The organism is Mesorhizobium sp. dw_380 (assembly GCF_018588885.1).
Lineage (GTDB): Bacteria > Pseudomonadota > Alphaproteobacteria > Rhizobiales > Rhizobiaceae > Mesorhizobium.
The window spans coordinates 230,722-255,369 of sequence record NZ_JAFFIW010000006.1 but is presented as its reverse complement, the minus strand read 5'-3'; the positions used below and the strand labels follow the sequence as shown (position 1 = coordinate 255,369).

Here is a 24,648-nt window from a genome sequence, read left to right as displayed (position 1 = left end):
AAAGATCAGCCTTCTTCCCACAAGCATGCGGCTGGCCGGTTTTTCCTGCAAATCCGTGCCCGCGGCAGTGGCAGAACGCTGAAAACCAGGGCAAACTTCCGTCAGGGGACCAGGATGGTCGTGCCAGTGGTCCTGCGGCCCTCGAGATCCGAGTGTGCCTTGCCCGCATCCCTGAGCGCGTAGCGCTGGTTGATCTTGATCTTGACGGCGCCACTGAGCACCACCTCGAACAGCGCGGCCGCGGAGGCGTCGAGGTCTTCGCGTTTCGCATTGTAGACGAACAACGTCGGCCTGGTCGCGAAAAGCGAACCTTTCTGGGCAAGCAGCGACATCGAGAAAGGCGGGATCGGTCCGGAGGACTGGCCGAAGCTGACGAACATGCCGAGCGGCTTCAGACAGTCGAGCGAGGCTGGAAAGGTGTCGTTGCCCACGGAGTCGTAGACGACGTCGCATTTCCTGCCGCCGGTGATGGCGGCGACGCCGGCGACGAAATCCTGCTCCTTGTAGTTGATGACATGGTCGAAGCCGTGCGCCTTGGCGAGCTCGATCTTGTCGGCTGTACCAGCGGTGCCGATGACATGTGCGCCGAGATGCTTCGCCCATTGGCCGAGAATAAGCCCGACGCCGCCGGCCGCGGCATGAAACAGGATCGTGTCGCCCGCCTTCACCTTGAAGGTCCGGCGCAAGAGATATTCGGCGGTCATGCCTTTCAGCATCATCGCGGCGGCCTGTTCGTCGCTGATGCCGTACGGAACCTTGACGACCCGGCTGGCATCGATGACGCGCTCTTCAGCATAAGCACCTGTCGTCACGGCATAGGCAATCCGGTCACCCGGTTTCAGCCAGTCGATGCCCGGGCCGACCTTCAACACCACGCCGGCGGCTTCGCTGCCCGGGATGAGCGGAAATCCGCCAGGTGGCGGATAGAGGCCGGAGCGATGATAGACATCGATGAAGTTGAGGCCGATGGCCGTGTGTCTGACCAGGATCTGCCCAGAACCCGGCTCGCCGGGATCGGTTTCCTCATAGGTCAGAACTTCCGGGCCGCCATGGGCGTGGATGCGGATCGCTTTGGACATGGGGTAGGCTTCCTCTGGCTGATCAGGCCTTCTTGGCACCGAGATTTGGAAAGAACTGCATGATGCCACCGATACAGGCGAGGTAAAGCCCGGTAACGGAAATGCCGATCTTGGTGAAAGCGCCGACCTGTTCGCCAAGCACGCCGATCTGGTCGTAGAAGGCCGCGAGAGCCGCCTGTGCAAGCGCAAGCGCGCCGAAGGCGCACCACAAAAGCGTCATTGTGAGATTGATGCGCCGCAGCCGCACCACCCGCACCGGATGAATGAAATTGATCGGGATGAACGTCAGAATCGCGGCCACCACCACGACCGCGAACGAAACCCATTGTCCCGGCTCGATGACAAACAGCGTGAACACCACCATGTTCCAGACAACTGGGAATCCCTTGAAGAAATTCTCCTTCGTCTTCATGCCGGTGTCGGCATAATAGATCGCACTGGAGACGACGATGATCGCCGCCGACAGGAACGACAGGCCCTCGCCCATGAAGCCGCGCTGGTAGAGCGCGAAGGCCGGGATCAGCACGTAGGTCACATAGTCGATGATGTTGTCGAGGAGTTCGCCCGACCAGGTCGGCAGGATTTCCTTGACCTCGAGCTTCCGGGCGATCGGCCCGTCGATACCGTCGACGAACAGCGCCAGTCCAAGCCACCAGAACATTGCCGTCCAGCGTTCCTCACTCGCTGCCACCAGTGACAGGAAGGCAAGGAACGAGCCCGATGCGGTCAGCAGGTGGACGGAGAACGCCCTCGCCTGTGGCCACGTCACCTTCTTCTTCGGTCGCGGAATCCGGTCCGTGATCTTCTTGGCGGCTTTCCTGGCCGTTGTGTTCTTGCTCACGGGCCTCGCCAATCCAGCTTGCAGATTTCGGCCGAGCGGCCAGCAAAGTTCCAGTTGCGCCCAAACGCCCGCAGCTTGCTCTTGTCGGACTTCGCCACGATGATCTCCGGCGCGATCCAGTATTCCGAATTGCTGATCACGGTGTCCTTCTCGCGATCCCTGCCGGCAACCGGCGTGACCGCCCCATCGATGATCTTCGGTATCTGGAAGATACGCGTCTTTTCTCGCGTCTCATAGATGATCGGCACCTGTTCGACACCCAGGAATTTTCCGACGAGGATCGACAGCAGCGACGTGGTCCCGCCCGCCTTGCCGGTGAAGATCTTCGTCAAGGCTTTGACCGCGTAGATCGAGGCGCGTTTGTCGATGAACAGGCCAGCGGTCCAGTTGCCGCGGCTCATGTAACCGGGGATTTCCATGACCAGCCCAAGGTTGAGCCCGGAGAGATCGACCTCGCCGAAATGACCGGCGTCGATGCGGAAACCCGCCCAGGTCTGGCAATAGCCCTCGGTCGGAGGATGACTGCCGAGCGACAGAACGCAAGGGCAAAAAACCGTGCAATTGCAGGAGAGTACGAGCTCTCCTTTCATTGCCCAGCCCCGATCTGTCATCGAATTCCCCCACTCATAACGAGACTACTAGCAGCGCGGCTGCCCAGACAAGCAGTATCGCACCGGCCAGCCGGGTTGGAAGACTGCCCATCATCTGTTTTTCAATCAGGGTGAACACGCCGATCAGCGCCATCCAGAAGATGTTCATCACGCCGACGGCGAACATCACCAGCATCAGCGCCCAGCAGCAGCCGAGGCACCATATGCCTTGCGCGACGCCGAGCCGGAAGACGCGGACGGGTTTGGCACTCCAGTTCGAAAACAGGATCGAGAAGGGGTTTCGGCATTTCTTCAGGCAGGCCTGCTTGAGGCCGCTGAACTGGTAGAGGCTGGCAACCAGCAATGCGAGCGCCCCGGCAATGCCAAGCACCGGATCGTCCATTTCGCTGGATGCGGCGAATGTGTGTATCGCAAGTGTCAGCGTCGCGAACAGAATGGATGCGGCGAACCAGACGGCGAGATACCCGGCAACCAGCACCAGCGGGTGGACGACCTGCTCCCCCTTGATCCGGGCGGTATCTGCGATCTGGCAATAGGTGCGGATCATCGGAGCCGCCGACGGCAGCATCGCGGCGATCGCCATCAGGAACCACATCAGAATGAGCGCCAGGGCACGCGGACCGATGCTTGCATCCAGTGGCGCCGGCGACAGGCAGAGCGCGAAGAACCGTTCCAGGAAATCGGGCAACGGCAACCGCGGCAAGCCGCGCAGCAGAGTGTCGCCGGGCGCGCTGCCACGGGCCTCGGCGCCGCGAATCGCCATCGCGGCGAGCGACAACCAGGCAAGCAGAATGCTTGCACCGACGACGATATTCACCGTCAGGCGCGGGTTGCGCGCGACATTTGCCATGGCGCGGCCGGCGCGGTCGAGATGGCTGAAATCGTCCTGGTGGCCGGTCATGACACCCGAATGGGCCGAATCGCCGCGTTGATCAAGCCGCATGATCTGACCTATATGCTCCTTGACCGGCAGGTCGGGTGATCTGCCTCGCATCTTAAGCCGGAAGTCGAACTTGGAGCATCAGGAAACAGCGCGGATACTGATAGCCGGCACCGGGCCGGCCGGGCTGATCGCGGCGCTCGCTTTCGCCGATGCCGGCTTTCCGGTGACGCTTGTCGGGCCTCAGGCATCGGCCCCCGATGGCCGCACTACGGCACTCATGAACCCAGCGCTCAAAATGCTGGAGCGGCTTGACCTCCTTGAAGACATCAAGCCCAAGGCCGCCCCCTTGAAAGTCATGCGCATCGTCGATGCGACCAGCCGGCTGATCCGCAGTCCCGTCGTCACCTTCCGCGCCAGTGAGATCGACGAGGAACAGTTCGGGCTGAACCTGCCCAACAGCGTCTTTGCTCCCGCGCTTGCCAGCAAGGTGGCCACTCATTCCGGGATCGAATGGCGCAGGTCGATGGTGAAGACCTGGCGTCTCGATGCCGACAAGGCCCATGCCGAGCTCGCCGACGGCAGCGAGATTGGCGCATCGCTGGCGGTCGCCGCCGATGGTCGCCAGTCGCCTGCGCGCGAGGCCGCGGGCATCGCCACCGCCTCGCGCGCCTACCCTCAGGCAGCGCTCGTGCTCAATTTCCGCCACAGCCGCGACCATGCCTTCACCTCGACGGAGTTTCACACCGAGACCGGTCCGTTCACGCAGGTTCCGCTTCCCGGCAATCGCTCGAGTCTTGTCTGGGTGGTCAAACCCGAAACCGCCAGGGAACTCGCCGCACTGGACGATACAACGCTCTCGCTGCGGGTCGAGCAGCAGATGCAATCGATGCTCGGTCGGGTGACGGTCGAACCTGGACGGCAGATCTATCCGCTCTCGACGGTAACTCCCTTGCGGTTCGCGCGGGACCGGGTGGCGCTTGTCGGCGAAGCCGCCCATGTGTTTCCGCCGATCGGCGCGCAAGGTCTCAACCTTGGGATCAGGGACATCGACGATCTCGTTGGCATTGCTGGTGAAAATCGTGATGACCCGGGCGCGGCCAAGGCCTTGGCGGTCTACGATTTCAAGCGCCGTCCCGACATTCTGGCGCGCAGCAGCGCGGTTAACCTGCTCAATATGTCGCTGCTCTCAGACATGTTGCCGGCGCAGGTGGCGCGCGGTGCCGGTCTCGGCGTGCTCGGTGGCTTTGCACCGCTCCGCGCCTTCTTCATGCGCGAAGGGCTTCGTCCGGGCAGCGGCTTTGCAGCACTTGCGGGCGGCCTGCGAAAGCCAGCGCGCCCGTAGCGGTCTTGCGGATGTCCCTGTGATCGCGGCCATCGATGCGCGTCGATATCGGCCATGTCAGTCAAAACCTTTGTTCCGCATTCTGCGTATCTTAGGGCGCGCTTGAAGGCTTCGGGATTGAATTAACTCGAAGTCTGCGCCAAATAAAGTCAAGGAATTCAGTGGTGAGTACGATGAAAACGGCCAAATTTGCGATCGGACAGGTGGTCCGCCACCGTCTGTTCCCGTTTCGCGGCATCATTTTCGACGTCGATCCACAATTCGCCAACACCGACGAATGGTACGAAGCCATCCCCGCCGACGTGCGGCCGCGCAAGGATCAGCCGTTCTACCATCTGCTCGCCGAGAACTCGGAAACCGAATACATCGCCTATGTGTCCGAACAGAACCTGCTCGAGGATCAGTCGGGCGAGCCGGTCCGCCACCCGCAGATCAAGGAGATGTTCGACAAGAAGCCGGATGGGCGATACGAGCCGAAACGGCAGTCCAGGCACTGACCTCCGACATTCCGGCCAGGAACGAAAAAAGCGGGGCATGACCCCGCTTTTTTGACTCGGTAACCACCAGATGCCGGTGATCAGTTGGCGGTCTTGGCCTTGTCCTGCTCGTCCTTGAGCTTCTTGGCGAAGTCCTGGTTGTTCTTGGCGACAAAATCCTGGAGCTTCTTCTGCCGGTCTTCGATGTCCGACTGCTGCAGCGGCGGGCCGTCATAGGCGCCGCTGAAGCCCTGCAGCGCGATCTTGATCGGGTTGGCCTGGTTCTGGAAATTGATCGAGGTCAGCGTGATCCCCTGGCCTTTCTTGAACGAGGCGACGAGCTGGTCGGTCAGCGGCACTTCGGCCACGCAACGATCCGGGAAGCAAATGACATAGTCGAGCTTCTGCGCCTTGCCGGCGTCGATCTGGAGGCCGATGCCGGGAGGCACGAGGCGGCCGGTCGGGACCGTGACCTGGAACACCTTGCGGTTCACCTTGCCCTTGAGCTCGATCAGGCTGACGCCGGTGACGAGCTGGCCATTGCCCGCAGTGACGATGTTCTGGACATTGCAGATGTCGACATCTTCCTGCTTGGTGCAGGCCTTGAACCAGCCCTGTGGGATCTGCTGTTGCTGCTGTGCGGAAGCGGCGGGAAGCCCTGCGCCCAGAAAGCCGACCACGCCCGCGGCCATGACCGAAAGGCGGTACGCATTGCTGTTCAGGCTCGTCATGTCGTGCACTTCCTCTCAAATGATCCGGAACCGGCCTCTTGGTGCCGTGTGGTCCAGCTACCTGTTGCCGAAATGAGGCAACAGAATGACTTCGGACGGCGTGTTACACTGCAAGCGGCGCCGAATCCAGCCCGCCCACTTGTAATTCTTGATCACACCATTGGCCGGCATGCAGCTGCCTCATGCTAGGGTGCGCACCGAATCATCGAGCCGATCTGTTAAGGAGACGGTCATGGGCCGCGTTCTTGTTTGGCTGATCACCGCGATATCGTTTCTCACCCTGTCGCCGCCCGCGCGGTCAGAGCCAAAATACGCGATTGCGATGCAGGGCGAACCAGCCCTGCCGCCGGACTACGCGCATTTCGGTTACGTCAATCCTGACGCGCCGAAGGGCGGCAGCATTACCTATTGCGTCGTCGGCAGCTTCGACAACCTCAACCCTTTCATCCTGAAAAGCCTGCGCACGACCGCGCGCGGCATGATGGACACGATCTACGGCAATCTGGTCTTCGAGCCGCTGATGCAGCGTAGCGCGGATGAGGCTTTTACTCTCTATGGGCTGCTCGCCGACGCCGCCGACATGGACGCAGAGCGCAAGAGCATCGAATTCCATCTCAATCCGAAGGCCAAATGGTCGGATGGACAGCCGGTGACGCCGGAAGACGTGCTGTTCACCTATGACGTCTTTACGCAAAAAGGGCGCCCGCCCTATAGCGACCGCATGGCCAGGATCGCCAAGCTCGAAAAGACCGGCGACCACAGCGTTCGCTTCACCTTCAACGAGAAAGCGGACCGCGAATTTCCCCTGATCATCGCGCTGACGCCGATCATCCCCAAGCACGCCTTCGACATGGACACGTTCGACAGGACGACGCTGAAGCCGTTGGTCGGCAGCGGCCCCTACACGATCGCGCAGGTGACGCCCGGCCAGCGCATCGTCTTCAAGCGCAATCCGGACTACTGGGGCAAGGACGTTCCCGCCAAGCGCGGCTTCGACAATTACGACCAGATCACCATCGAATATTTCCTCAACGCCAACGCCAAGCTCGAAGCGTTCAAGAAAGGCCTTTGCGCCATCGATGACGACGGCGATCCGGTGAAACGCGAGCGCGATCTCGACTTTCCCGCCTTTCACAGAGGCGAGGTGGTTTCCGAGACCTTCGACACCGGCATTCCGCCGGTCGTGACCGGTTTCCTGTTCAACACCAGGCTGCCGAAATTCTCCAATCCGGTGGTTCGGCGCGCGCTCGGCATGCTTTATGACTTCGAATGGGCCAACAAGAACCTGTTCGGCGGCAAGTACACGCGCACGATGAGCTATTGGCAGAATTCCGAGCTTTCCGCGCTCGGCCATCCGGCCGACGACAGGGAAAAGGCGTTGCTGGCCCCCTACCCCGGCCGCGTGCCGGCCGAAATAATGGACGGCACCTGGAAACCGCCGGTGACCGACGGTTCGGGCCAGGACCGCAAGGTGCTGAAGGCGGCTTTCGATCTCCTGAAAAGCGTCGGTTACCACGTGCAGGACGGCACGATGCTCGATGCCGATGGCAAACCTTTCGGATTCGAGATCCTGACCGCTTCGCAGGACGAGGAGCGCCTGGCCGGCATCTATCAGCGCACACTGGAGAAGATCGGCGTCGACGTCAGCATCCGCAGCCTGGACGGCGATCAGATCCAGTCGCGCAAGCAGCGCTTCGATTTCGAGGTGCTGATCGGCTCGAGCGGCTTCAACAATTCGCTCTCCCCAGGCATCGAGCAGATCGGGCGTTGGTCGTCCGCGGCCGCCAAGACCGAAGGATCGTTCAATCTCGCCGGCGTCGCCGACCCGGCGATCGATGCCGCGATCGAAGCGATGCTGCGCGCCCGCTCGAAAGAGGATTATGTCGCCGCCGTTCGCGTTCTCGACCGGCTGCTGATCTCGGGCAACTACATGGTGCCGATGCAGTACAACACGCAGCAATGGCTTGCTTACTGGAATTATCTGGAACATCCGCGCAAGACGCCCATATTCGGTTACCAGCTGCCAACATGGTGGCGCAAACCGAACTGAAAATCCGGAGATCGAGATGAGCGAAGCGAACACCATAACCATCGATGTGGTGTCGGACGTCGTCTGCCCGTGGTGCTTCATCGGTCAGAAGCGGCTCGACAAGGCGGTTGCCGCGGCTGGCGATGTCGATGTGCATATACGCTGGCGGCCGTTCCAGCTCGATCCGACCATCCCGCCCCAGGGCAAGGACCGCCGGGAGTACATGCTGGCCAAATTCGGCAGCGACGAGCGCATCCGCGAAATCCATGCCCGCATCGAACCGCTTGGCGAGGCCGAGGGCATTTCCTTTGCCTTCGACGACATCAAGGTGGCGCCGAACACGCTGGATGCACACCGCCTGATCCGTTGGGCAGGCGCTGCCGGTGAAGCCGTGCAGAACATGTTGGTCCGCCGGCTGTTCCAGCTGAATTTCGAGGAGGGTGTCGATATTGGCGACCATGCCGTATTGATCGAAGCCGCCCGCGACGCCGGCATGGACGCGTCCGTCGTCGCCACGCTCTTGCCGACAGACGCCGATGTCGAAGCGGTGCGCACCGAGATCGCCACGGCCTCGCGCATGGGCATATCAGGCGTGCCGTGTTTCCTCCTCGAAGGCAAATATGCCGTGATGGGCGCGCAGGATGCCGACACGCTGGCCGATGCGATCCGCCAGGTGGCGGCCGCCAAGGCGCGCGGCGAGCTGGACAAGGTCGGCTGACGCAGCTTCCCTCTCGCCGTTGACAAGAGCAGGCGCTTCACCGTCACCTTGGCCTTGCTGATGAAAAGGCTGTGGCCATTGTCGGCCGTTGTAGGTCAGCCCCTTTCGCTGATGATCGGTGGGAAAACCACCCAGCGCTCATGCTCACAGGACCTCGTGGTGTGCCTCGACGACGGCAAGGAGTCCGACATCAAGGACGGCACGTTTTCGGGGTTTTGGTTAGCCGCAATGAAAAGTCGGGCTGCCGGACAGGCCAAGATGAGTCACGAAATCGTGTGAACGCTTTCCCCAAGGGAAGGTAGAAGCACGCCTGCCCGTTGTTTGGTAACCGTCTGACATCGTTGTGTTAAACCGCTGTTTCGCCGGCTTTCGCGCGACACGCGGAAAGGCCGTGCTGTTGCCTTTCCGACACGGCCGGAACTTCAATGCCGCCGACCCCCTACAAAAACTAATAGAAAATGATCAATTGGTGTTACCATCCGTAACAAAAGAAAAAAGGTTTGGGCGGGATCGTGATTCGGATCGGCAGACGATCGCAGGAGTCAGTACCGGATAGACTACACCGCGGCGCCGCAAGGCCGTCGCATTTGACGCCGGTATCCTCGATGCGCAGTTTCTGGGGCCTGATGCGGGCCTACTGGATCTCGGATCGCTGGAAGGAAGCCTGGACCCTCACGCTCGTCATCGCCTTGCTCACCGCGCTGTCCAGCAAGGCGGGTGTCTGGTTCGCCGAAGCTTCGGGTGAGTTGGTCAACTCGATTGCCTTCTTCCACGATGCTGCCAACACCACGCCGCTGCGCACGCTGCTGGTCAATGCCGGCATCCTGGTTTTGCTGGTCTTGCTCAAGGATGCCGGTTTCACGGGCATCCGCAATCTTGTCTCGGTGACCTTGCACCGCAAATGGCGCGGCTGGCTCGACAGCCGTTTCAACGAGGCGCTGCTGGACGGCAACCACACGCATTTCCATGCCCAGCATGCCTCGACCGGCGGCGGTATGTCAGCTCCCGACAACATCGACCAGCGCATGCAGGAATCGATCAAGGACATGACCGGCGGCGCCATTGGCCTCGCCATGGGCGTGCTCGGCGTCGCCACCTCGCTCTATTTCGTCGGCCAGAAGCTGCTCGAAACCTCCGTGGAGGTGAAGGGACTGGAATTCCTTGGCAGTTACGGCAGTGCCGTTCTGGCCTTCCTGGGGGTCGCCACCTATGTGCCGCTGAACACATGGATCGCGGTCAAGCTCGGCGGCCTGCTTGAGCGGCTGAATGTTCGGATGCAGCAGGCCGAAGGTAGCTACCGCGGCGAACTGACCACCTTCCTGCGCCGGAGTTTCCATGTCGCGGCATCGCATGGTGAAGGCGTGCAGAAGTCAATGCACCGCCGGCTCTATGTCGACATCGACGGAACCTGGTCGCGGCTGAACATCGTCAACACCGTCTATATGTCGTTCGAGCTGATCTACAATTTCGTCGGTGCGCGCATTGTCGCCTATGGGCCTGGCCTCGTGCCGTTCATCCACAATGGTCTCGATCTCAAGGGCTATATTACCGGCTCCGAACTGGTCAATTCGCTGATCGGCCAGTGTTCGTGGTTCATCCATGTCATGCCGGCCATCGCCACGTTGCGCGCCAACAGCCAGCGTGTCACGGAGCTCGCCAACGCGATCGAAAATGTCCAGCACCCGCAGGAGTTCTACAGCCAGTCCGGCCGTTCCGACTTCCAATATGCCAGCCAGAACCCGGTTTTCGGCCTGACCATCCAGAAGCTCGAACTGGCGCATCAGGGCGAGGATGCAACGCCGTTCCTCAGTGCCGTCAACCTGCGCTTCCGGCGTGGCGAGTGGACTTTCCTGAAAGGCGAATCCGGCTGCGGCAAGACCTCATTGATCAAGGCGATCAACGGCCTGTGGCCGTACGGCCGCGGCACCATCGTCTTCCCCGACGGCGTAAGGAGCTTTTATGCCGCCCAGGAGGTCAAGCTGCAGCAGGTGTCGCTGAAACAGCTGGTCTGCCTGCCTGGCTCCGAACTCAACCATGGCGATGCCCAGGTCGCGTCGGCGCTGCACAAGGCTGGCCTCGGTGATTTCATCGAGCACATGGCCAATGAAAGCCGCGAGGGCAAGATCTGGGATCAGGTCCTGTCCGGCGGCCAGAAGCAGAAGCTGGTGGTGGCTCGCATCATACTGCAGCAGCCGGGCCTCCTGTTCCTCGACGAGGCGACCGGTGCGCTCGACCCGGACGGCAAGGTTGCCTTCCACCAGGCGATCAAGGACAACTGCCCCGATGTCACCGTGATCAGCGTCATGCACGAAGCGGTGGCGCCGAGATCGGCTGCCGGCACCGAATTCTACCACTCGATCGTCATGATCGCCGACGGCGTCGCCACCAAGAAGCCGCTGGCGCCGGCCCTGCCCGTCGAACTCACCACGATTCTCGTGCAGCCGAGGCCGGTCGAAGAAAAATGGCTCCGGTTCCCGCGCCGGCTCAAGCAGAAATAACGATGCTTTCACCGCGGCTTGCCGCGTCTGGCGACGATCGACCATCACAGTGTCGCGATCGCAGCCATCAGGCACCATTTTCCTTCCTTACGGCGATTGACTCGGCAAGGGGCGCCCCTATGTTGCGCCGGCTTGCAGACAGTCAAACGCAAACCCGCAAGCGGAAAGGTCACCGCGCCATGCCTGGCGACAGTATTAGTCGAACGCAACCGCCGTCCGCCTAGACGTGACCTGAATGGTTCATGTCCTGCCGGACGGCAAGGAGTGAACCATGAACGAATTTTCCCTCGTAGCGGACGACGAGGCCGTCGCCATCGCCCGCGTCCTTGCAAACGACCATGTCGCCGACGTGGTCGAGGCGCTCAATCACGAATCGCGCGAAACCGCGACGGATATGCTTTGCGCCGTACCCTTCGAACGGCTGGTCGAGATCTTCGATCAGCCCGAACTCGAAGGCGCGCCCGAATTGGCGGAAGCCCTGCCCCGCTCCAAGGCGAGCAAGCTGCTCACGGCGATGTCTGTCGACCGTGCAGCGGATATTCTGCGCGACCTCGATGAACCGGCACGCTCCGAGCTGCTCGGTGCACTGGCGCCGCCGTTGCGCGCAACCCTGCTTTCCATTCTGGGCTATCCCGAAGGCAGCGCCGCATCGATCATGACGACGGAGTTCGTCAGCGTCCCCTCGGACTGGACCGTTGGGCGCACGCTCGACTACATCCGCAAGGTCGAGCGGACGCGCGAGACCGTCTACGCGATCTACATCGTCGATCCGGAAACACACCTGCTGGTGCGGTCGACCGGCCTGCGCCGGCTGATCACCGGCGAGCCGGGCGATTCGATCCTGTCCGTGGCGCCGGACCGCGTGCCGGTGACGGTCACTCCGCTGACCGATCGTGAAAATCTGGCGCAGACGATCTCCAAATACGATCTGCTGGCCGTTCCTGTCGTCGATCACGGTAAGATCCTCGGCATCGTCACCATCGACGACATCATCGACACGATGATCGAGGAGACGACCGAGGACGTGCACCGTTTCGGCGGCATGGAAGCGCTTGACGAGCCCTATATGAAGATGAGCTTCCTCGCCATGATCAAGAAGCGGGGCGGTTGGCTCTGCGCGCTGTTCATCAGCGAAATGCTGACGGCGAACGCCATGCAGAGCTACGAGGGCGAACTGGAGAAGGCGATCGTGCTGACCCTGTTCATCCCGCTGATCATGAGCTCCGGCGGCAATTCCGGCTCGCAGGCGACGTCCCTGGTCATCCGTGCCCTGGCGTTGCGCGAGATCGGGCTGCGCGACTGGTGGCGGGTTGCGCTGCGCGAACTGCCCACCGGTCTCGTGCTCGGCGCCATGTTGGGCGTGGTCGGCATTTGCCGCATCGCGGCCTGGCAATATATGGGTCTCTACGATTATGGCCCGCACTGGCCGCTGATCGCCACGACCGTCGGCGCGACACTGGTCGGCATCGTCACCTTTGGTTCCCTGTCGGGGTCAATGCTGCCGTTCGCCCTGAAACGGATCGGCTTCGATCCGGCCAGCGCGTCGGCGCCGTTCGTCGCGACGTTGGTCGATGTCACCGGGCTGGTGATCTATTTCTCGGTGGCGCTGGTGATCCTGCGCGGCACGCTGCTGTAGCAACAGCCAGAAATCCCATCGCGGCAGCAGTTGCCGCGATGGGCCTTGTTTAGGCGCTTAACGTGTTTCAATCGACGCGCTGGCCGTCCTTCACGCGGTATGTCGGCTTGTACATGGTGACCAGCTCTTCCGCGGCGGTCGGATGCACGGCCATTGTGCGGTCGAAATCATCCTTGGTCAGGCCGGCCTTCAAAGGAATGCCGAGCAGCTGCGCCATTTCGCCGGCATCCGGCCCCAATATGTGGGCGCCGAGCACTTTGCGCGAGGCCCCATCGACCACCAGCTTGATCAGCATCTTTTCGTCGCGGCCGGACAGCGTATGCCGCATCGGCCGGAAGCTGGCGCGGTAGATCTCGATATCGGCAAAGCGCTTGATGGCTTCGTCTTCCGACAGGCCGACGGTGCCGATTTCCGGCTGGGAGAAAACGGCGGTCGCGATGGTCTCGTGGTCGGGGGCGGTCGGATTGCCCTTGAACGCCGTCTCGACGAAGCACATGGCTTCATGAATCGCCACCGGCGTTAGCTGTACGCGGTTGGTGACGTCGCCGATCGCCCAGATATTGTCGATGTTGGTGCGGGAATAGTCGTCGACCTTGACCGCACCGGTCGGGGTCATCTCGATGCCGATGCCTTCCAGGCCCATATTCTCGGTATTAGGGAGACGCCCTATGGCGAGCATGACCTGGTCCACCGTCAGCACCTTGCCGCTGTTGAGAAGGGCATCGAGCCGGCCGTCCGGCCGCTTGCGCACCCACTCGGTCACCGAATGGCAGAGTATCTTTATCCCCTTCTTTTCCATGGTTTCGTGCAGCGTGCGGCGCAGGTCCATATCGAAGCGGCTGAGTATCTCCTTGCCGCGATAGACCAGCGTGGTGTCGACGCCGAGGCCGTGGAAAATGTTGGCGAACTCGACCGCGATATAGCCGCCGCCCTCGATCATGATCGCCTTTGGCAGCTCCTTGAGGTCGAAAGCCTCGTTGGAAAAGATGCAATGTTCGTGGCCGGGCAGCGCCGGATGCGCCGCCGGACGACCGCCGGTGGCGATCAGGATCTGGTCGGCGGTGATGGTGCGGTCCTCGCCGAGAAGATGCACCACGTGCGGGTCGACGATCATCGCCCGCGAATGAAAGGTCTCGCCGCCGGCGCCCTCGACATTCTTCTTGTAGATCGCTTCCAGCCGGCTGATCTCGCGATCCTTGTTGGCGACCAGCGTCCGCCAGTTGAAGCTGGCTTCCGGCACCGTCCAGCCATAGCCGGCCGCGTCGGCAAAATGCTCCGGAAATTGCGAGGCGTAGACATAGAGTTTCTTCGGCACGCAGCCCCTGATAACGCAGGTGCCGCCATAGCGGTACTCCTCCGCGATACCGACACGCTTGCCGAGTGCCGCGGCAACGCGCGCCGCCCTCACCCCGCCGGAACCGCCGCCGATGACGAAGAGGTCGTAGTCGTAACCGGCCATGACGCGGCTCCTTGAACGTCGAAAATGTGTGTGACAGGTAGGCCGCAAACCATCAAAAGAAAAGCCCGGACAAGCCGGGCTTCACCGATGGCCGCGAGGCCGTTCAAAGAACAGGATCAGTTCTGCGTGTCGTCCGCCGGAGCCGAACCATCGGCAGGTGCCGCGCCATCGGCCGGAGCGGTTCCGTCGGCCGGAGCGGCTGCATCGGCGGGCGCAGCCGGCGCCTTGGCCTTCGCCGCCGCGGCCAGCGTTTCGCCCACCTGCTGCGCGAGATCGCGGGCGACGCCATTTTGCCAGATGTCGGCTGCCTTGACCAAATCACGCGTCACGGTCGGACCGCTGTCGAGGAGCTTCTTGCCGGATTCGGAATTGTAGAACGCCGCGATGTCGTTGAGTTCCTTTTCGGAAAACACCTTCGCATAGGCAAGAGCCGCTTCCTTCTCGAGATCGGCGCGGCGCGAGGCCAGCGCCAGCGCCTTCTCGTTGATGGTCTTGCCGATCAGCTCCTGCATATCCGGGTTCTTCTGGATGAGCTGCGATTCGAGCGCGGCAGCCGCCTGCGGCAGGATGTTGTCGAATGGGTCCGTCGCGTGGATCGCCGCGACCGCCGCACGGGCGGCCTTCAGGTGCGATTCCGGAACGTCTTGCGAAAACGCCGGCGAAGAGAACGCCAAAACGGCCGAAGCCGCCAGAACGGCGCAAAGGCCGCGAACCCGATTATGCAACATCATGGTCGGTAGAACTCCCTGGTTTTCGGGCGGCATGGACGGTTTGGATACCGTCGCCGCCGGCGATGATGGCCGCTGACGCCAGCCCGATGAAAAGACCATGCTCGACCACGCCCGGAATGGCGTGGAGAGCATTCGAAAGCGCTCTTGTATCCGGAATGCGGCCAAAAGATGCATCGAGGATAAAATGGCCGCCGTCTGTAACAAAAGCCTGGCCTCCCGTCATCCTCAATGTAATCGAACCGGAAAGGCCGAGCTTCGCAGCCGCCGCGGCCACCGCGATCTCGGTGGCACGCAGGCCGAACTGGTTGACTTCGATCGGCAGCGGAAACCGGCCGAGCGTCTCGACCATCTTCGACTGGTCGGCAATGACGATCATGCGCTGCGAGGCCGCGGCCACGATCTTCTCACGCAGCAGCGCGCCGCCGCCGCCCTTGATCAGGGTCAGTTCCGGGTCGACCTCATCGGCGCCGTCGACGGTGAGATCGAGCTCGGGCGTTTCCTCCAATGTCGACAACGGCACGCCAAGCTCGCGGCACAGCGCAGCGGTGCGCTCCGAAGTCGGCACCCCAATGACGGTCATGCCGGTGGCGACCTTGTCGGCCAAAAGCCGCACGAACTCCTCGGCAGTGGTGCCGGTGCCGATGCCGAGCCGCATGCCATCGGTGACATGGGCAAGGGCCGCCCGCGCGGCTTCGACCTTCAATTGCCTCGCGTCCATGCTGCTTTGCTGCCCCGAAACCTGATGCATGTCGCCCAACGACATGCATGAAAACTAAGAACTGAAGCGCGTCGCCTGGGCCCGTTCGATGCGACGCGCTCCAGCGTTTCGGGCTCCTAGCATTTTTGCCGGTCCGGTCAAAGCCTTTGACCGTGGTCAAAGCCCTTGGCGGGCTGTCCGCGGCTGTCCACCGCTCTGCTTGCCTTGACGCGCCGCAGCCGCTATCGCCTGCCGATTACAAAAACTGCGCAGGATGGATCATGAGTCGCCCGATCATCGTGTTCGACCTCGACGGAACGCTGATTGACACGGCGCCGGACCTGCTCGACAGCCTCAACCACAGCCTGGCCGCCAGCGAGCTTGCCGCCGTCGACGAGGCCGGCTTCAAGCGCTTCGTCGGCCATGGCGGCCGCGTGATGATAGAGCGCGCGCACGCCGCCCAGCAGCGCTCGCTTGATGTCGCCGAGCACGACCGGCTGCTGAGACTGTTTCTCGATCACTACACCGACAACATTCCGGGAAAATCCCGCCCCTACCCCGGTGTCATCGAGGCGATCGCACGATTCGAGAAGGCAGGCTATCTCCTGGCCGTCTGCACCAACAAATACGAGGCCAACTCGCTGGCGCTGATCGAAGCGCTCGGCTTGACCAGACATTTCGCGGCGATCGCCGGCCAGGACACGTTCGCGTTCCGCAAGCCCGATCCGCGCCATTTGACGGAAACCATCAGGCTGGCCGGCGGCGATCCGCACCGCGCTCTGATGGTCGGTGACTCGCAAACCGACATCGACACCGCCAAGGCTGCCGGCATTCCGGTCGTCGCGGTCGATTTCGGCTACACCGACCGCCATGTCCGCGAATTCGAGCCGTCGGCTGTAATCTCGCATTTCGACGCGCTGACGCTCGACCTGGCGCAAAGGCTGATCGCCGCCGCGGGACACTGAACGGGCAGCGATCGGCATCCAGTTGAGAGGGGTCCGAAAGGGCCAAGAATCCGATCGCTGTGAGAACGCCAGACACTGCCTTGACTTAACCGGCCGGCCTCCCTTATATCGCGGCTCGCTTGGCCTTCGGGCAACGAGCGGGCGATTAGCTCAGCGGGAGAGCACACCCTTCACACGGGTGGGGTCGCAGGTTCAATCCCTGCATCGCCCACCATTTTTCCTAGGTTTTGGCCTCACCGTCCGTCTTGGCACCCTGTTGGGAAGCGCTCGGCGAATTTGCAATCGATGCAAACGCGGTCAGGTACCCGTTGCAGCCCGTCTGGAACAAACCACCATGCCAGCGAGTTTCCTTCAGTCAAACTTGAGGGAAAACCATGTCCAGATTTCTCATGGCGACCAGCGTCGCCGTTTTTCTCGCTGCCGGATCGGCTCTGGCGGCGGATGACAAGCCATTGCCGCCACCGAATGCCAAGAAACTGTCTGACATCATCGCCAAGGTCGAGCAGCGTGACGGCTTCCAATATGTCAAAGAAGTCGACTGGGATGATGGCGCCTATATCGTCACCTACTACACCGCCGACAAGGCGAAGGTTCAGATCACTTACGACCCCGTGACGGCCGAGCCCAAATAGGCTGATCCGGAGACACTCTCTTGGGGGCGAAGGGCCGAGCTTGCGGAAGGGCACCGCTTGCTCGCCTCCCCTTGCGCCGGATCGTCTTTGATGGCTGACTGAAACTGTTGACTGCGCCGCATGGGGGGGTGGGCTTGGCGACGGCGAAGCACGTGATGAAGCGCATCCTGATGATGCTTGCCGGCTATCTCGTCGCCACACTGGTCGGCCTGTTCGCCGTGGTGGCAATCTACGCCGCGCTCAGTTCCCTGCCTGGAGCGCCCGCCTATTTCGATGTCATGGGCGTTACGCCGATCGCGGCCCTGGTGGTGCCGCCGCTCGGCATGTTCATCTATTTCCTGACGGTTGTCGTGACCGTATTGCAGACGTTGATCTTCGCGCTCATCGCCGAATTCTTCTCGCTGCGCAATGTCCTGATGCACATGTTCTTCGGTGCCGCTGCCGCCGCTGGCGGCTTCCTCCTGATCTGGCCGAGTTCGGCCCAGGATATGGATCCGGAGCGCTGGGCCGACATCGGCATTATTGCCGCCGCCGGTTTGGTGGCCGGGCTGGTCTACTGGCTGATCGCCGGGCGCGACGCTGGTTTCCGGCGTCCCTTGTCGGAACGCCGGCTATCAGCTTGACGGCGAACGCACCGCCTCGGTCGCATCCAGGGCCTGCTTCAGCCGTGAATCGCGGTCGTAGACGTCGCTGAAATACTCGACCTTGCCGGACATGTCGGGCCAGGCGGTGAAATAGGCGACATAGACCGGAATCTTGCGCGTCACGTCCTCGGTCGAATGTCCGTGCTTCAGCTTCTCGGCGATATAGTCGACCGAGGTGCCAAGCACGGCCGCGGCCATGCCGCGCGGGTCCTGCAGGCGCACGCAGCCATGGCTGAGCGCACGCATATCCTGCTTGAAGAACGATTTCTGCGGCGTGTCGTGCATGTAGATCGCATGCTTGTTGGGGAACAGGATCTTCAGTTCGCCCAGCGCATTGGCCTCGCTCGGCTGCTGGCGCACACTGTAGGGGATGTTCGAACCATAAGCGCCCCAATCGACCGCCGACGAAGGAATACGCTTGCCGCGCGAATCCGTCACCTCGTAGCCGGCCCGATCGAGATAGCCGGGATCGCCGCGCAGCCTGGGCAGCATTTCGTTGACGATGATCGACTGCGGCACGCCCCAATAGGGATGAAAGTCAACCTGCTTGATCTGGTCGTAGAAGAATGCCGTCTGGTTGGTCACCCGGCCGACGACGGCGCGCGTCTTCAGCTTTTCCTCGCCATTGTCGATGTAGCTCGCGGTGAAGGCAGGCTGGTTGATGAAGACACGCGGGCTGCCGAGATCGGAAGGCAGCCAGCGCAGTTCTTCAAGCGCCACCTGCACCTTCAGCAGCCTGTCGGCCTTCGATGTCCCGGCGAGCAAAGCGACGGTGCGCGGACCGATGACGCCGTCACCTTTCATGCCCTCTTTCTGCTGCACCGCCTTGATCAGCGGCACCAGCTCGGGAACGTAGACTTCGCTGGTTGCCAGCCGCGACAGGACCTCACCATAGGTGCCGCCCATCTCGTCATCGAGATTGCGCGCGATCAGCGACAGCAGCTTCGGCAATTCCGGGCTGGTTTCGCCCGGCTTCAGCAGCAGCTTTGGATCGACGACGATCTCGTTCTCGGCACTTGCCTGCAGCGATTCCAGCTCGACGCGCAGCGCCTGATATTCCGCATTCTGCGGATGCCGCGATTCGAGGTAAGTGCGAACCTCCTGCGTATGCGCCAGCGTCTTCAGCACGCCGACCATGTCGAGCGGCTTGGCCGGGAAATCGTAGTAGCCGGTCATCCGGTTGGGCTCGACACGGCCGCTTTGGGCGTCATGGGCGTAGCGCAATACGCGCGCCGACAGCGCCATCTCGAAGCGCACGAGGTCCTTCAACTTGGCTGCGTCGTCCGTCGGGGACGAACTGGCGGCCGGCACATCGACCGTGTAGTCGGTGGGCGTCAGGCCATAGCTCGCCGCCTCTCCCAGCACCCGCACCGCATCCTGGGCGCGGCTGTTGGGGCCGGTTCCGCTCACCCAGATAAAGTCCGGATTGGCCGAATAGTAGGCGATCAGCGCCTTGGCGATATCAGGCTCGGCATAGAGTTCGTAGTCGCTGAGACCGGCAATGGCGTCGTGGAAAGCAGCCCCCGTGACTGACGGAACGAAAGCGGCGTCCTGCGGCGTCGCCGGCTGGGGCGCTGCGGACAGCGTCGAGAAATCGACGCGCACCAGCTTGTCGGCCTTATAGGTGTAGTAGGACGGGCTGCTGATTTTCGCGCCGCCATCGCCGCCATCGGCGGTCGCTTTCGGTCTGTGCTTTGGCGGCGGCGGAAATTCACCTTGCGGCTGATGCCTCACGCCGCCGCCAAACAGCATGTCGAAAAGGCCTTGCGCGCCTGCCTGGGGCACGCCGAAAGCGAGTGTAGCCGTGATCGCCATCAGCGGCATCGCGGTTGCTTTGTTTCGGAGGAATTTCATGAATCACCCGCTCCGGCCGCAACCGGTTCCCGTTCCGCACGCTAAGACCGTCTCGCTCACCGCATGGCGGATGTAAGGCGCGACTATACCGATTCATACCGATTTCGTTAAGCTTTCATAAATTTCCGAGCGCCTGTTGCAGAACAGTTTCACAACATCGTGACGGGGGAGCGGAGTGTCTCCGCCCCCGAGGACTCGATGCAAGTTAGGCGTTGGCGCCGCCATCGATCGTCAATGCCGCACCTGTCACGAAACGCCCCTCCGGGCCGGCAAGCCACGCAACCATGCCGGCGATATCATCGGCCTTGCCGAAGCGCGGCGTCGCCATCTTCCGGCGCTGATGTTCGGCATGCGGGCCATCCGCCGGGTTCATGTCGGTGTCGGTCGAACCGGGATGGACGACGTTGGCGGTGATGCCGCGCGGGCCGAGGTCGCGCGCCAGAGCCTTGGTCAGGCCGACCAGCGCTGCCTTACTGGCGGAATAGGCCCCGAGGCTTGTGTCGGTGACGCGTTCGGCGAGATTGCTGCCGATCGAGATGATCCTGCCGCCCTCTCCCATATGGGCTGCCGCTGCCTTGGAGGCGATGAACGGAGCCCTGAGATTGACTGACATGGTCTCGTCGAAATCGGCAAGCGACAGCGTATCGATGGGGGCCGCGCGCCAGATGCCGGCACTGTTGACCAGGATATCCAGCCGGCCGAATGCGGCGACGGCGTCATCAACGGCCTTGTCGATCGCCACGGCATCCCGGTTGTCGGCCTTGATCGCGATGGCGCGACCGCCCTTGGCTTCTATCTCGGCCACGACCGAGCGGGCATGTTCCTCGCCATGCACATAGGTCAGGGCGACATCGGCGCCATCAGCCGCCAGGCGCCGGGCAATCGCCGCCCCGATGCCGCGACTGCCGCCCGTGACGAGCGCTGCCTTGCCGTTCAGATTGCTGGAAGACATCTGTTTCTCCATTTATGTAGTGATTGATACACAAATGTCTGGCAGTCTTGTCCAACCGCGTCAACTGATTTATGTAACGATCAACACAGAAACAGGCGTCATGTCGGAAAGAGGCCGTCCCCGTACCTTCGATCGAACCGCGGCCCTGCGGCGCGCGATGGAACTGTTTTGGGCCAAAGGCTATGAGGGCACGTCGATCGCCGACCTGACCGCGGCGATGGGTATCAATTCGCCCAGCCTCTATGCCGCGTTCGGCAGCAAGGAGGCGCTGTTCCTCGAAGCGACCGAATATTACACGCACGCCGAAGGAACCGAAATCTGGGCCGCATTGGACGAGGCATCGACGGCATGCCTTGCGATCGAGAATTTCCTGCGGCGGACAGCCAAAGCCTATTCGCAGACCGATCGCCCGCAGGGTTGCCTGATTGCACTGGGCGCACTGCACCAGGACTCAAGCAGCGGTGCCATCTGCGCGGATCTGCGCCGCCGCCGCGCCGAAAACCTTACAGCCCTGTGCAAGCGCCTCGAGCGCGCCGTGGCCGAGGGCGAATTGCCGGCGAATTTCGATTGCCGTACCGCCGCGACCTTTTTCGCCACGGTGCAGCACGGCATGTCGATCCAGGCACGAGACGGTGCTTCGTGCACCGCACTGATGGCGACGGTCGCCGGGGCGATGGCTGCATGGAAGACGATGGCCGGCACCGACTCGGCGTGACAAATGCTGGCTGTTGTGCTCGAAATTCGGACCTGCCAGCACGGCCGGGAGGGGATGACAGTGAAAAAGGGTTATCGCGAACTGCTGGACGAGGCGAATGCCGAGATCGAGGTGGTTTCGCCTGAAGAAGCGGCAGGATTGCTCGAGGACGAAGGCACCGTTTTCGTCGACCTGCGCGATCCTCGCGAGGTCGAACGCGATGGCAGGATTCCCGGTGCCAAACATGTCACACGCGGCATGCTGGAATTCTGGATCGATCCCGAGAGCCCTTATCACAAGCCGTTCTTCGCCTCGGGAAAGAGTTTTGTTTTCTTCTGCGCCGGTGGCTGGCGCTCGGCCCTGGCCACCAAGACGGCGCAGGACATGGGGCTTTCGCCGGTCAAGCACATCCTCGGTGGCTACACGGCCTGGAAGGCTGCCGGGCTGCCGGTAGAGCCCGGCGAGAAGAAGAAATAGCCGGACCGCTCAGTGAAGCAGCGTCGGCTCGTGGGCCACGAAAGCGACGGCGCGTTCGACAACGCCCTTGTCCGCAAGAATGCGGCGGTGGCCAAGCCCGTCGGCCCAGTGCAGCAGCACATGATCGCCGGCACCGGCATAGCGCCTTGCGTGCTCGGCCGGCACCTCGCGGTCGTCAGGCGCGTGGATGACCAGCGTCGGCACGGCCGCCTGGGCAAGCTGGCGGTCGCCGGTGAATTCATGCAGCGGCCTGCCGGAAAGGTGTTCGACACGGTCCGCCATGGCGACCTGCGAACGCGGCCCGACATTGAGCATGCGGCTGAAGTCGGCAAAGATCGCCGGCAATGAGCTGGGTGCTGCGATCAGCACAAGACGCCCGGCCGTCAGCGGCGGAATGTTCTTGACCGAACCGGCTATGGCATTGGCAGCAACGGCGCCGCCGAACGAGTGACCGACCGCCGCCACGAATGGACCGAACCATTCACCGGCAACCCGCACCGCCTCAACCGCATTGACCATGTTCAGGTGCCGGCCCTGCGACTGGCCATGTCCCGGCAGGTCAAGCGAAACGACCCTGTAGCCGGCCGCGCGATAGCCCTCGATCAAGGCGCGCATATATTCGGTGCGAGAACGCCAGCCATGGACGACAAGCACCGTGCCGGCGGCCGCCCTGCCCGGCTCCGGCCGGAACTCATGCACCATGACGCAGCCGGTAGCCGTCTTCAGCCGATGATGGCGCGCTTCGGTCATGAACTCAGCGGCGCGGTCTATGGCGCGGCGTTCGCCACCGGTCAGCGCCCTGGCGCTTGGCGTACGACAGAACAGTTCGAACGCCGCGCGCCCGCTGATGCGTGGCGCGATATGTTCGGCTGCACCAAACACCCCCCGGATGACCTTCAGCCCGAATGATGCCATAGTGAGAATCCATCCATACGTTCAAGCATGAACATAATAGTTCAAAGATGAACAATAAACAAGAGCTGCCCTGGGACAACCCGCGCTTTCGCAACTGGGTCGCGGTGGCGCGCGCCTGCCATGTGCTGGAGCGCACGCTGGCGGTGAAGCTAGCGCCGCTTGACCTGAAGCCGGCGCAGCTCGATGTGCTGATGAACCTCTATCGCCATCCCGGCATGTCGCAGCACGACCTTGCCCGCAAGCTGCTCGTCGGCCGCTCCAACATCACCATGCTGTTGCCGCAGCTGGAGACACGCGGCCTGCTGCGCCGCGAAGGAGATGAGAAGGACAAGCGTATCCTGCGGCTTGCGCTGACCGAAGCTGGTGAGGCGCTGCTGATGCAGGCGCTGAAAGTCCATATGGCGCTGATCGAGAAGGCGATGAGCCAGTCGACGCCGGAACAATGCGACATGATCGGCGAGCAGATGCGCAAGATCTATGAGGTGCTGAAGGAGGCGTGACCGCCCTTTCGGCCCAGAGCATGATCCGGAAAAATGGCATCCGGTTTTCGGAAAAGATCATGCGCAAACAAACAGATAGAGCCCATCTTAGGGCTCTATCCTACCACATCGTTTTCTTCGCCCGCTCCGGCCATTCCTTGTCGTAGGTTTCGCCGTCGATGTTCTTGCAGCTGGTGATTTCCAGGATCTGTCCGGGCGTCGGCAGCGACTTCGGGTCGACATGCCTGGCCGGGTTCCACAGTTCCGACCGCGCAATGGCGCGGGCGCACTGGAAATAGACCGAATCGACATCGATGACGGTCACCGAGCGCGCCGCCTTGCCGTCGACCATGAACGACGCGCAAAGTGCCGGGTCCGTGGTGATATGCGCCCGGCCGTTGATGCGCAGCGTGGTACCGGAACCCGGCACCAGGAACAGCAGCCCGACACGCGGATCCCTGATGATGTTTTTCAGCGAATCGGCGCGGTTGTTGCCGCGCCGATCCGGCATCATCAGCGTTTTCGAATCGACGATGCGCACGAAGCCGGCAAGATCGCCGCGCGGCGAACAGTCCAGCCCCTCCGGCCCGCTGGTGGCAAGCGCAACGAAGGGTGAGGCCTCGATGAAGGCGGCATATTCGGGAATGACCTGGTCGAGTTCCTTGACCAGCGAGGCTTCGCCTGGAACGCCATAGAGTGCTTCGAGCTGTTCGACCGTGGTGATGAGCGACATTTTTTCGTCCCCGAACCTTTGCCCGCGCTACTCCATATCGATGACGTTTTGACGACAGCGACGGAACGGCTTCAGCGGTCGCGGCTCAAGCCCTTTTCCGCAAGCTCGGCGAGATAGGCGTTCCAGCGTTCGTCCTTCTCGTGGCCGAGCGTGTGCAGGTAATTCCAGGTGAAGATGCCGGTGTCATGGAAATCATCGAAGGTGATGCGCACCGCATAATTGCCCACCGGCTCGATCTTCAGGATGGCCACATTGCGCTTGCCGGGAACCGTCACCCGCTGTTCGGGCGAATGGCCCTGGACCTCCGCTGAAGGTGACGCCACACGCAGGAGTTCCGCCGGCAACTCGAATGGCTGATGCCCGGGAAATGTCACGGTGAGCAGCTTGCGGTCCTTGGAGACCCTCAGTTCTTTTGGCGCCGTCATGATCGGTCCTGCTTGAATTACCCCTTCCCTACGCTGCTTCGCGCCGTGCGAAAAGGCATGGAGGGTGTCCGACACGCAATGTCGGTCGGGGAATGTTACCAAAGATCAAGGCTGGCTATCTTGAATGGTGGGCTGGATCGTATCACA

General features: G+C 62.1%; 26 protein-coding genes and 1 tRNA gene. 14 read left to right on the top strand and 13 right to left on the bottom strand.

The features are described from left to right. Window positions 1-101: 101 nt before the first annotated feature. From JT360_RS08910 to JT360_RS08895, 4 genes are read right to left on the bottom strand one after another with little or no spacing between them, the layout of a single operon-like run. Window positions 102-1,079 carry a quinone oxidoreductase family protein gene (locus JT360_RS08910; protein ID WP_214471147.1) on the bottom strand — a complete coding sequence of 326 codons (978 nt, stop codon included), beginning with the start codon at window positions 1,077-1,079 and terminating at the stop codon, window positions 102-104. A gap of 22 nt (window positions 1,080-1,101) precedes the next feature. Then, window positions 1,102-1,920, bottom strand: a complete 819-nt coding sequence (pcsA, locus tag JT360_RS08905; RefSeq protein ID WP_352126999.1) for a phosphatidylcholine synthase — start codon at window positions 1,918-1,920, stop codon at window positions 1,102-1,104. Then, on the bottom strand, window positions 1,917-2,531 hold the full coding sequence (locus tag JT360_RS08900) for a DUF1326 domain-containing protein (protein ID WP_214471146.1): 615 nt from the start codon (window positions 2,529-2,531) through the stop codon (window positions 1,917-1,919). The genes pcsA and JT360_RS08900 overlap by 4 nt, the downstream gene beginning before the upstream one ends. A 13-nt stretch (window positions 2,532-2,544) precedes the next feature. After that, window positions 2,545-3,474 carry a DUF2182 domain-containing protein gene (locus JT360_RS08895; protein ID WP_214471145.1) on the bottom strand — a complete coding sequence of 310 codons (930 nt, stop codon included), beginning with the start codon at window positions 3,472-3,474 and terminating at the stop codon, window positions 2,545-2,547. 70 nt (window positions 3,475-3,544) lie between these two features. Here JT360_RS08895 and JT360_RS08890 point away from each other — a divergent pair, with 70 nt between their 5' ends. Continuing rightward, window positions 3,545-4,756, top strand: a complete 1,212-nt coding sequence (locus JT360_RS08890; protein WP_214471144.1) for a UbiH/UbiF family hydroxylase — start codon at window positions 3,545-3,547, stop codon at window positions 4,754-4,756. Window positions 4,757-4,929: 173 nt separating this feature from the next. Continuing rightward, window positions 4,930-5,253 carry a heat shock protein HspQ gene (hspQ, locus tag JT360_RS08885; RefSeq protein ID WP_027027770.1) on the top strand — a complete coding sequence of 108 codons (324 nt, stop codon included), beginning with the start codon at window positions 4,930-4,932 and terminating at the stop codon, window positions 5,251-5,253. An 80-nt stretch (window positions 5,254-5,333) separates the two neighbouring features. On the opposite strand, the gene JT360_RS08880 is transcribed toward hspQ, so the two are convergent. Beyond that, window positions 5,334-5,963: an invasion associated locus B family protein gene (locus tag JT360_RS08880; RefSeq protein WP_214471143.1), complete on the bottom strand. Its 630-nt coding sequence runs from the start codon at window positions 5,961-5,963 to the stop codon at window positions 5,334-5,336. A 232-nt stretch (window positions 5,964-6,195) separates the two neighbouring features. Between JT360_RS08880 and JT360_RS08875 the strand changes: the two genes are divergently transcribed. The 5 genes from JT360_RS08875 to mgtE all read left to right on the top strand — a co-directional run bounded on the left by JT360_RS08875 (window position 6,196) and on the right by mgtE (window position 12,844). Further along, a complete protein-coding gene (locus JT360_RS08875) occupies window positions 6,196-8,013 on the top strand; it encodes an extracellular solute-binding protein (RefSeq protein ID WP_214471142.1) in 1,818 nt (605 codons plus the stop codon). 16 nt (window positions 8,014-8,029) lie between these two features. Further along, window positions 8,030-8,710 carry a DsbA family oxidoreductase gene (locus tag JT360_RS08870; protein WP_214471141.1) on the top strand — a complete coding sequence of 227 codons (681 nt, stop codon included), beginning with the start codon at window positions 8,030-8,032 and terminating at the stop codon, window positions 8,708-8,710. A 48-nt stretch (window positions 8,711-8,758) separates the two neighbouring features. Beyond that, complete coding sequence (locus JT360_RS08865; RefSeq protein ID WP_214471140.1) at window positions 8,759-8,989, top strand: hypothetical protein; 231 nt, start codon at window positions 8,759-8,761, stop codon at window positions 8,987-8,989. A 326-nt stretch (window positions 8,990-9,315) separates the two neighbouring features. Next, the gene (locus JT360_RS08860; protein ID WP_214471139.1) at window positions 9,316-11,208 is read left to right on the top strand and encodes an ABC transporter ATP-binding protein/permease; all 1,893 of its coding nucleotides are present in this window, start codon (window positions 9,316-9,318) and stop codon (window positions 11,206-11,208) included. A 271-nt stretch (window positions 11,209-11,479) separates the two neighbouring features. After that, entirely contained in the window at window positions 11,480-12,844 is a 1,365-nt protein-coding gene (gene mgtE / locus JT360_RS08855; protein WP_214471138.1) for a magnesium transporter, read from the top strand. A gap of 67 nt (window positions 12,845-12,911) precedes the next feature. Here mgtE and gor read toward each other — a convergent pair whose 3' ends face one another. From gor to rpiA, 3 genes are all read right to left on the bottom strand, one after another. After that, the gene (gene gor / locus JT360_RS08850; protein ID WP_214471137.1) at window positions 12,912-14,303 is read right to left on the bottom strand and encodes a glutathione-disulfide reductase; all 1,392 of its coding nucleotides are present in this window, start codon (window positions 14,301-14,303) and stop codon (window positions 12,912-12,914) included. 116 nt (window positions 14,304-14,419) lie between these two features. Beyond that, complete coding sequence (locus JT360_RS08845; protein ID WP_214471136.1) at window positions 14,420-15,034, bottom strand: DUF2059 domain-containing protein; 615 nt, start codon at window positions 15,032-15,034, stop codon at window positions 14,420-14,422. Beyond that, window positions 15,021-15,752, bottom strand: a complete 732-nt coding sequence (gene rpiA / locus JT360_RS08840; RefSeq protein WP_214471135.1) for a ribose-5-phosphate isomerase RpiA — start codon at window positions 15,750-15,752, stop codon at window positions 15,021-15,023. Before rpiA ends, JT360_RS08845 begins: the two co-directional genes overlap by 14 nt. Before the next feature lie 260 nt (window positions 15,753-16,012). Here rpiA and JT360_RS08835 point away from each other — a divergent pair, with 260 nt between their 5' ends. The 4 genes from JT360_RS08835 (at window position 16,013) to JT360_RS08820 (ending at window position 17,951) form a co-directional block, all read left to right on the top strand. Next, window positions 16,013-16,696 (top strand): phosphoglycolate phosphatase, encoded by a 684-nt coding sequence (locus tag JT360_RS08835; protein ID WP_214471134.1) that lies wholly within the window; start codon window positions 16,013-16,015, stop codon window positions 16,694-16,696. A 139-nt stretch (window positions 16,697-16,835) separates the two neighbouring features. After that, window positions 16,836-16,910: transfer RNA gene (locus JT360_RS08830), tRNA-Val, on the top strand. 160 nt (window positions 16,911-17,070) lie between these two features. After that, window positions 17,071-17,328 (top strand): PepSY domain-containing protein, encoded by a 258-nt coding sequence (locus JT360_RS08825; protein WP_214471133.1) that lies wholly within the window; start codon window positions 17,071-17,073, stop codon window positions 17,326-17,328. Window positions 17,329-17,498: 170 nt separating this feature from the next. Continuing rightward, window positions 17,499-17,951 carry a hypothetical protein gene (locus JT360_RS08820; protein ID WP_214471170.1) on the top strand — a complete coding sequence of 151 codons (453 nt, stop codon included), beginning with the start codon at window positions 17,499-17,501 and terminating at the stop codon, window positions 17,949-17,951. Here JT360_RS08820 and JT360_RS08815 read toward each other — a convergent pair. Both JT360_RS08815 and JT360_RS08810 read right to left on the bottom strand, forming a co-directional pair. Next, entirely contained in the window at window positions 17,943-19,826 is a 1,884-nt protein-coding gene (locus JT360_RS08815) for a L,D-transpeptidase family protein (RefSeq protein ID WP_214471132.1), read from the bottom strand. The genes JT360_RS08820 and JT360_RS08815 overlap by 9 nt on opposite strands. A gap of 205 nt (window positions 19,827-20,031) precedes the next feature. Continuing rightward, window positions 20,032-20,778, bottom strand: a complete 747-nt coding sequence (locus JT360_RS08810; RefSeq protein ID WP_214471130.1) for a 3-oxoacyl-ACP reductase family protein — start codon at window positions 20,776-20,778, stop codon at window positions 20,032-20,034. Between the two features lie 100 nt (window positions 20,779-20,878). On the opposite strand from JT360_RS08810, the gene JT360_RS08805 reads away from it, so the two are divergent. Together JT360_RS08805 and JT360_RS08800 are read left to right on the top strand one after the other, a co-directional pair. Then, window positions 20,879-21,493, top strand: coding sequence for a TetR/AcrR family transcriptional regulator (locus JT360_RS08805; RefSeq protein ID WP_214471169.1), 615 nt, complete (start codon window positions 20,879-20,881; stop codon window positions 21,491-21,493). A 60-nt stretch (window positions 21,494-21,553) separates the two neighbouring features. After that, window positions 21,554-21,949 carry a rhodanese-like domain-containing protein gene (locus JT360_RS08800; protein WP_214471168.1) on the top strand — a complete coding sequence of 132 codons (396 nt, stop codon included), beginning with the start codon at window positions 21,554-21,556 and terminating at the stop codon, window positions 21,947-21,949. A 9-nt stretch (window positions 21,950-21,958) separates the two neighbouring features. On the opposite strand, the gene JT360_RS08795 is transcribed toward JT360_RS08800, so the two are convergent. After that, window positions 21,959-22,864, bottom strand: coding sequence for an alpha/beta hydrolase (locus tag JT360_RS08795; protein WP_214471128.1), 906 nt, complete (start codon window positions 22,862-22,864; stop codon window positions 21,959-21,961). Between the two features lie 47 nt (window positions 22,865-22,911). On the opposite strand from JT360_RS08795, the gene JT360_RS08790 reads away from it, so the two are divergent. Continuing rightward, window positions 22,912-23,364, top strand: coding sequence for a MarR family winged helix-turn-helix transcriptional regulator (locus JT360_RS08790; RefSeq protein WP_019858112.1), 453 nt, complete (start codon window positions 22,912-22,914; stop codon window positions 23,362-23,364). Between the two features lie 100 nt (window positions 23,365-23,464). Here the strand turns inward: JT360_RS08790 and JT360_RS08785 are convergent, their stop codons facing one another. After that, entirely contained in the window at window positions 23,465-24,076 is a 612-nt protein-coding gene (locus JT360_RS08785) for a pyridoxamine 5'-phosphate oxidase family protein (RefSeq protein WP_214471126.1), read from the bottom strand. Window positions 24,077-24,147: 71 nt separating this feature from the next. After that, window positions 24,148-24,501, bottom strand: coding sequence for a gamma-butyrobetaine hydroxylase family protein (locus JT360_RS08780; protein ID WP_041006636.1), 354 nt, complete (start codon window positions 24,499-24,501; stop codon window positions 24,148-24,150). Window positions 24,502-24,648 lie beyond the last annotated feature (147 nt).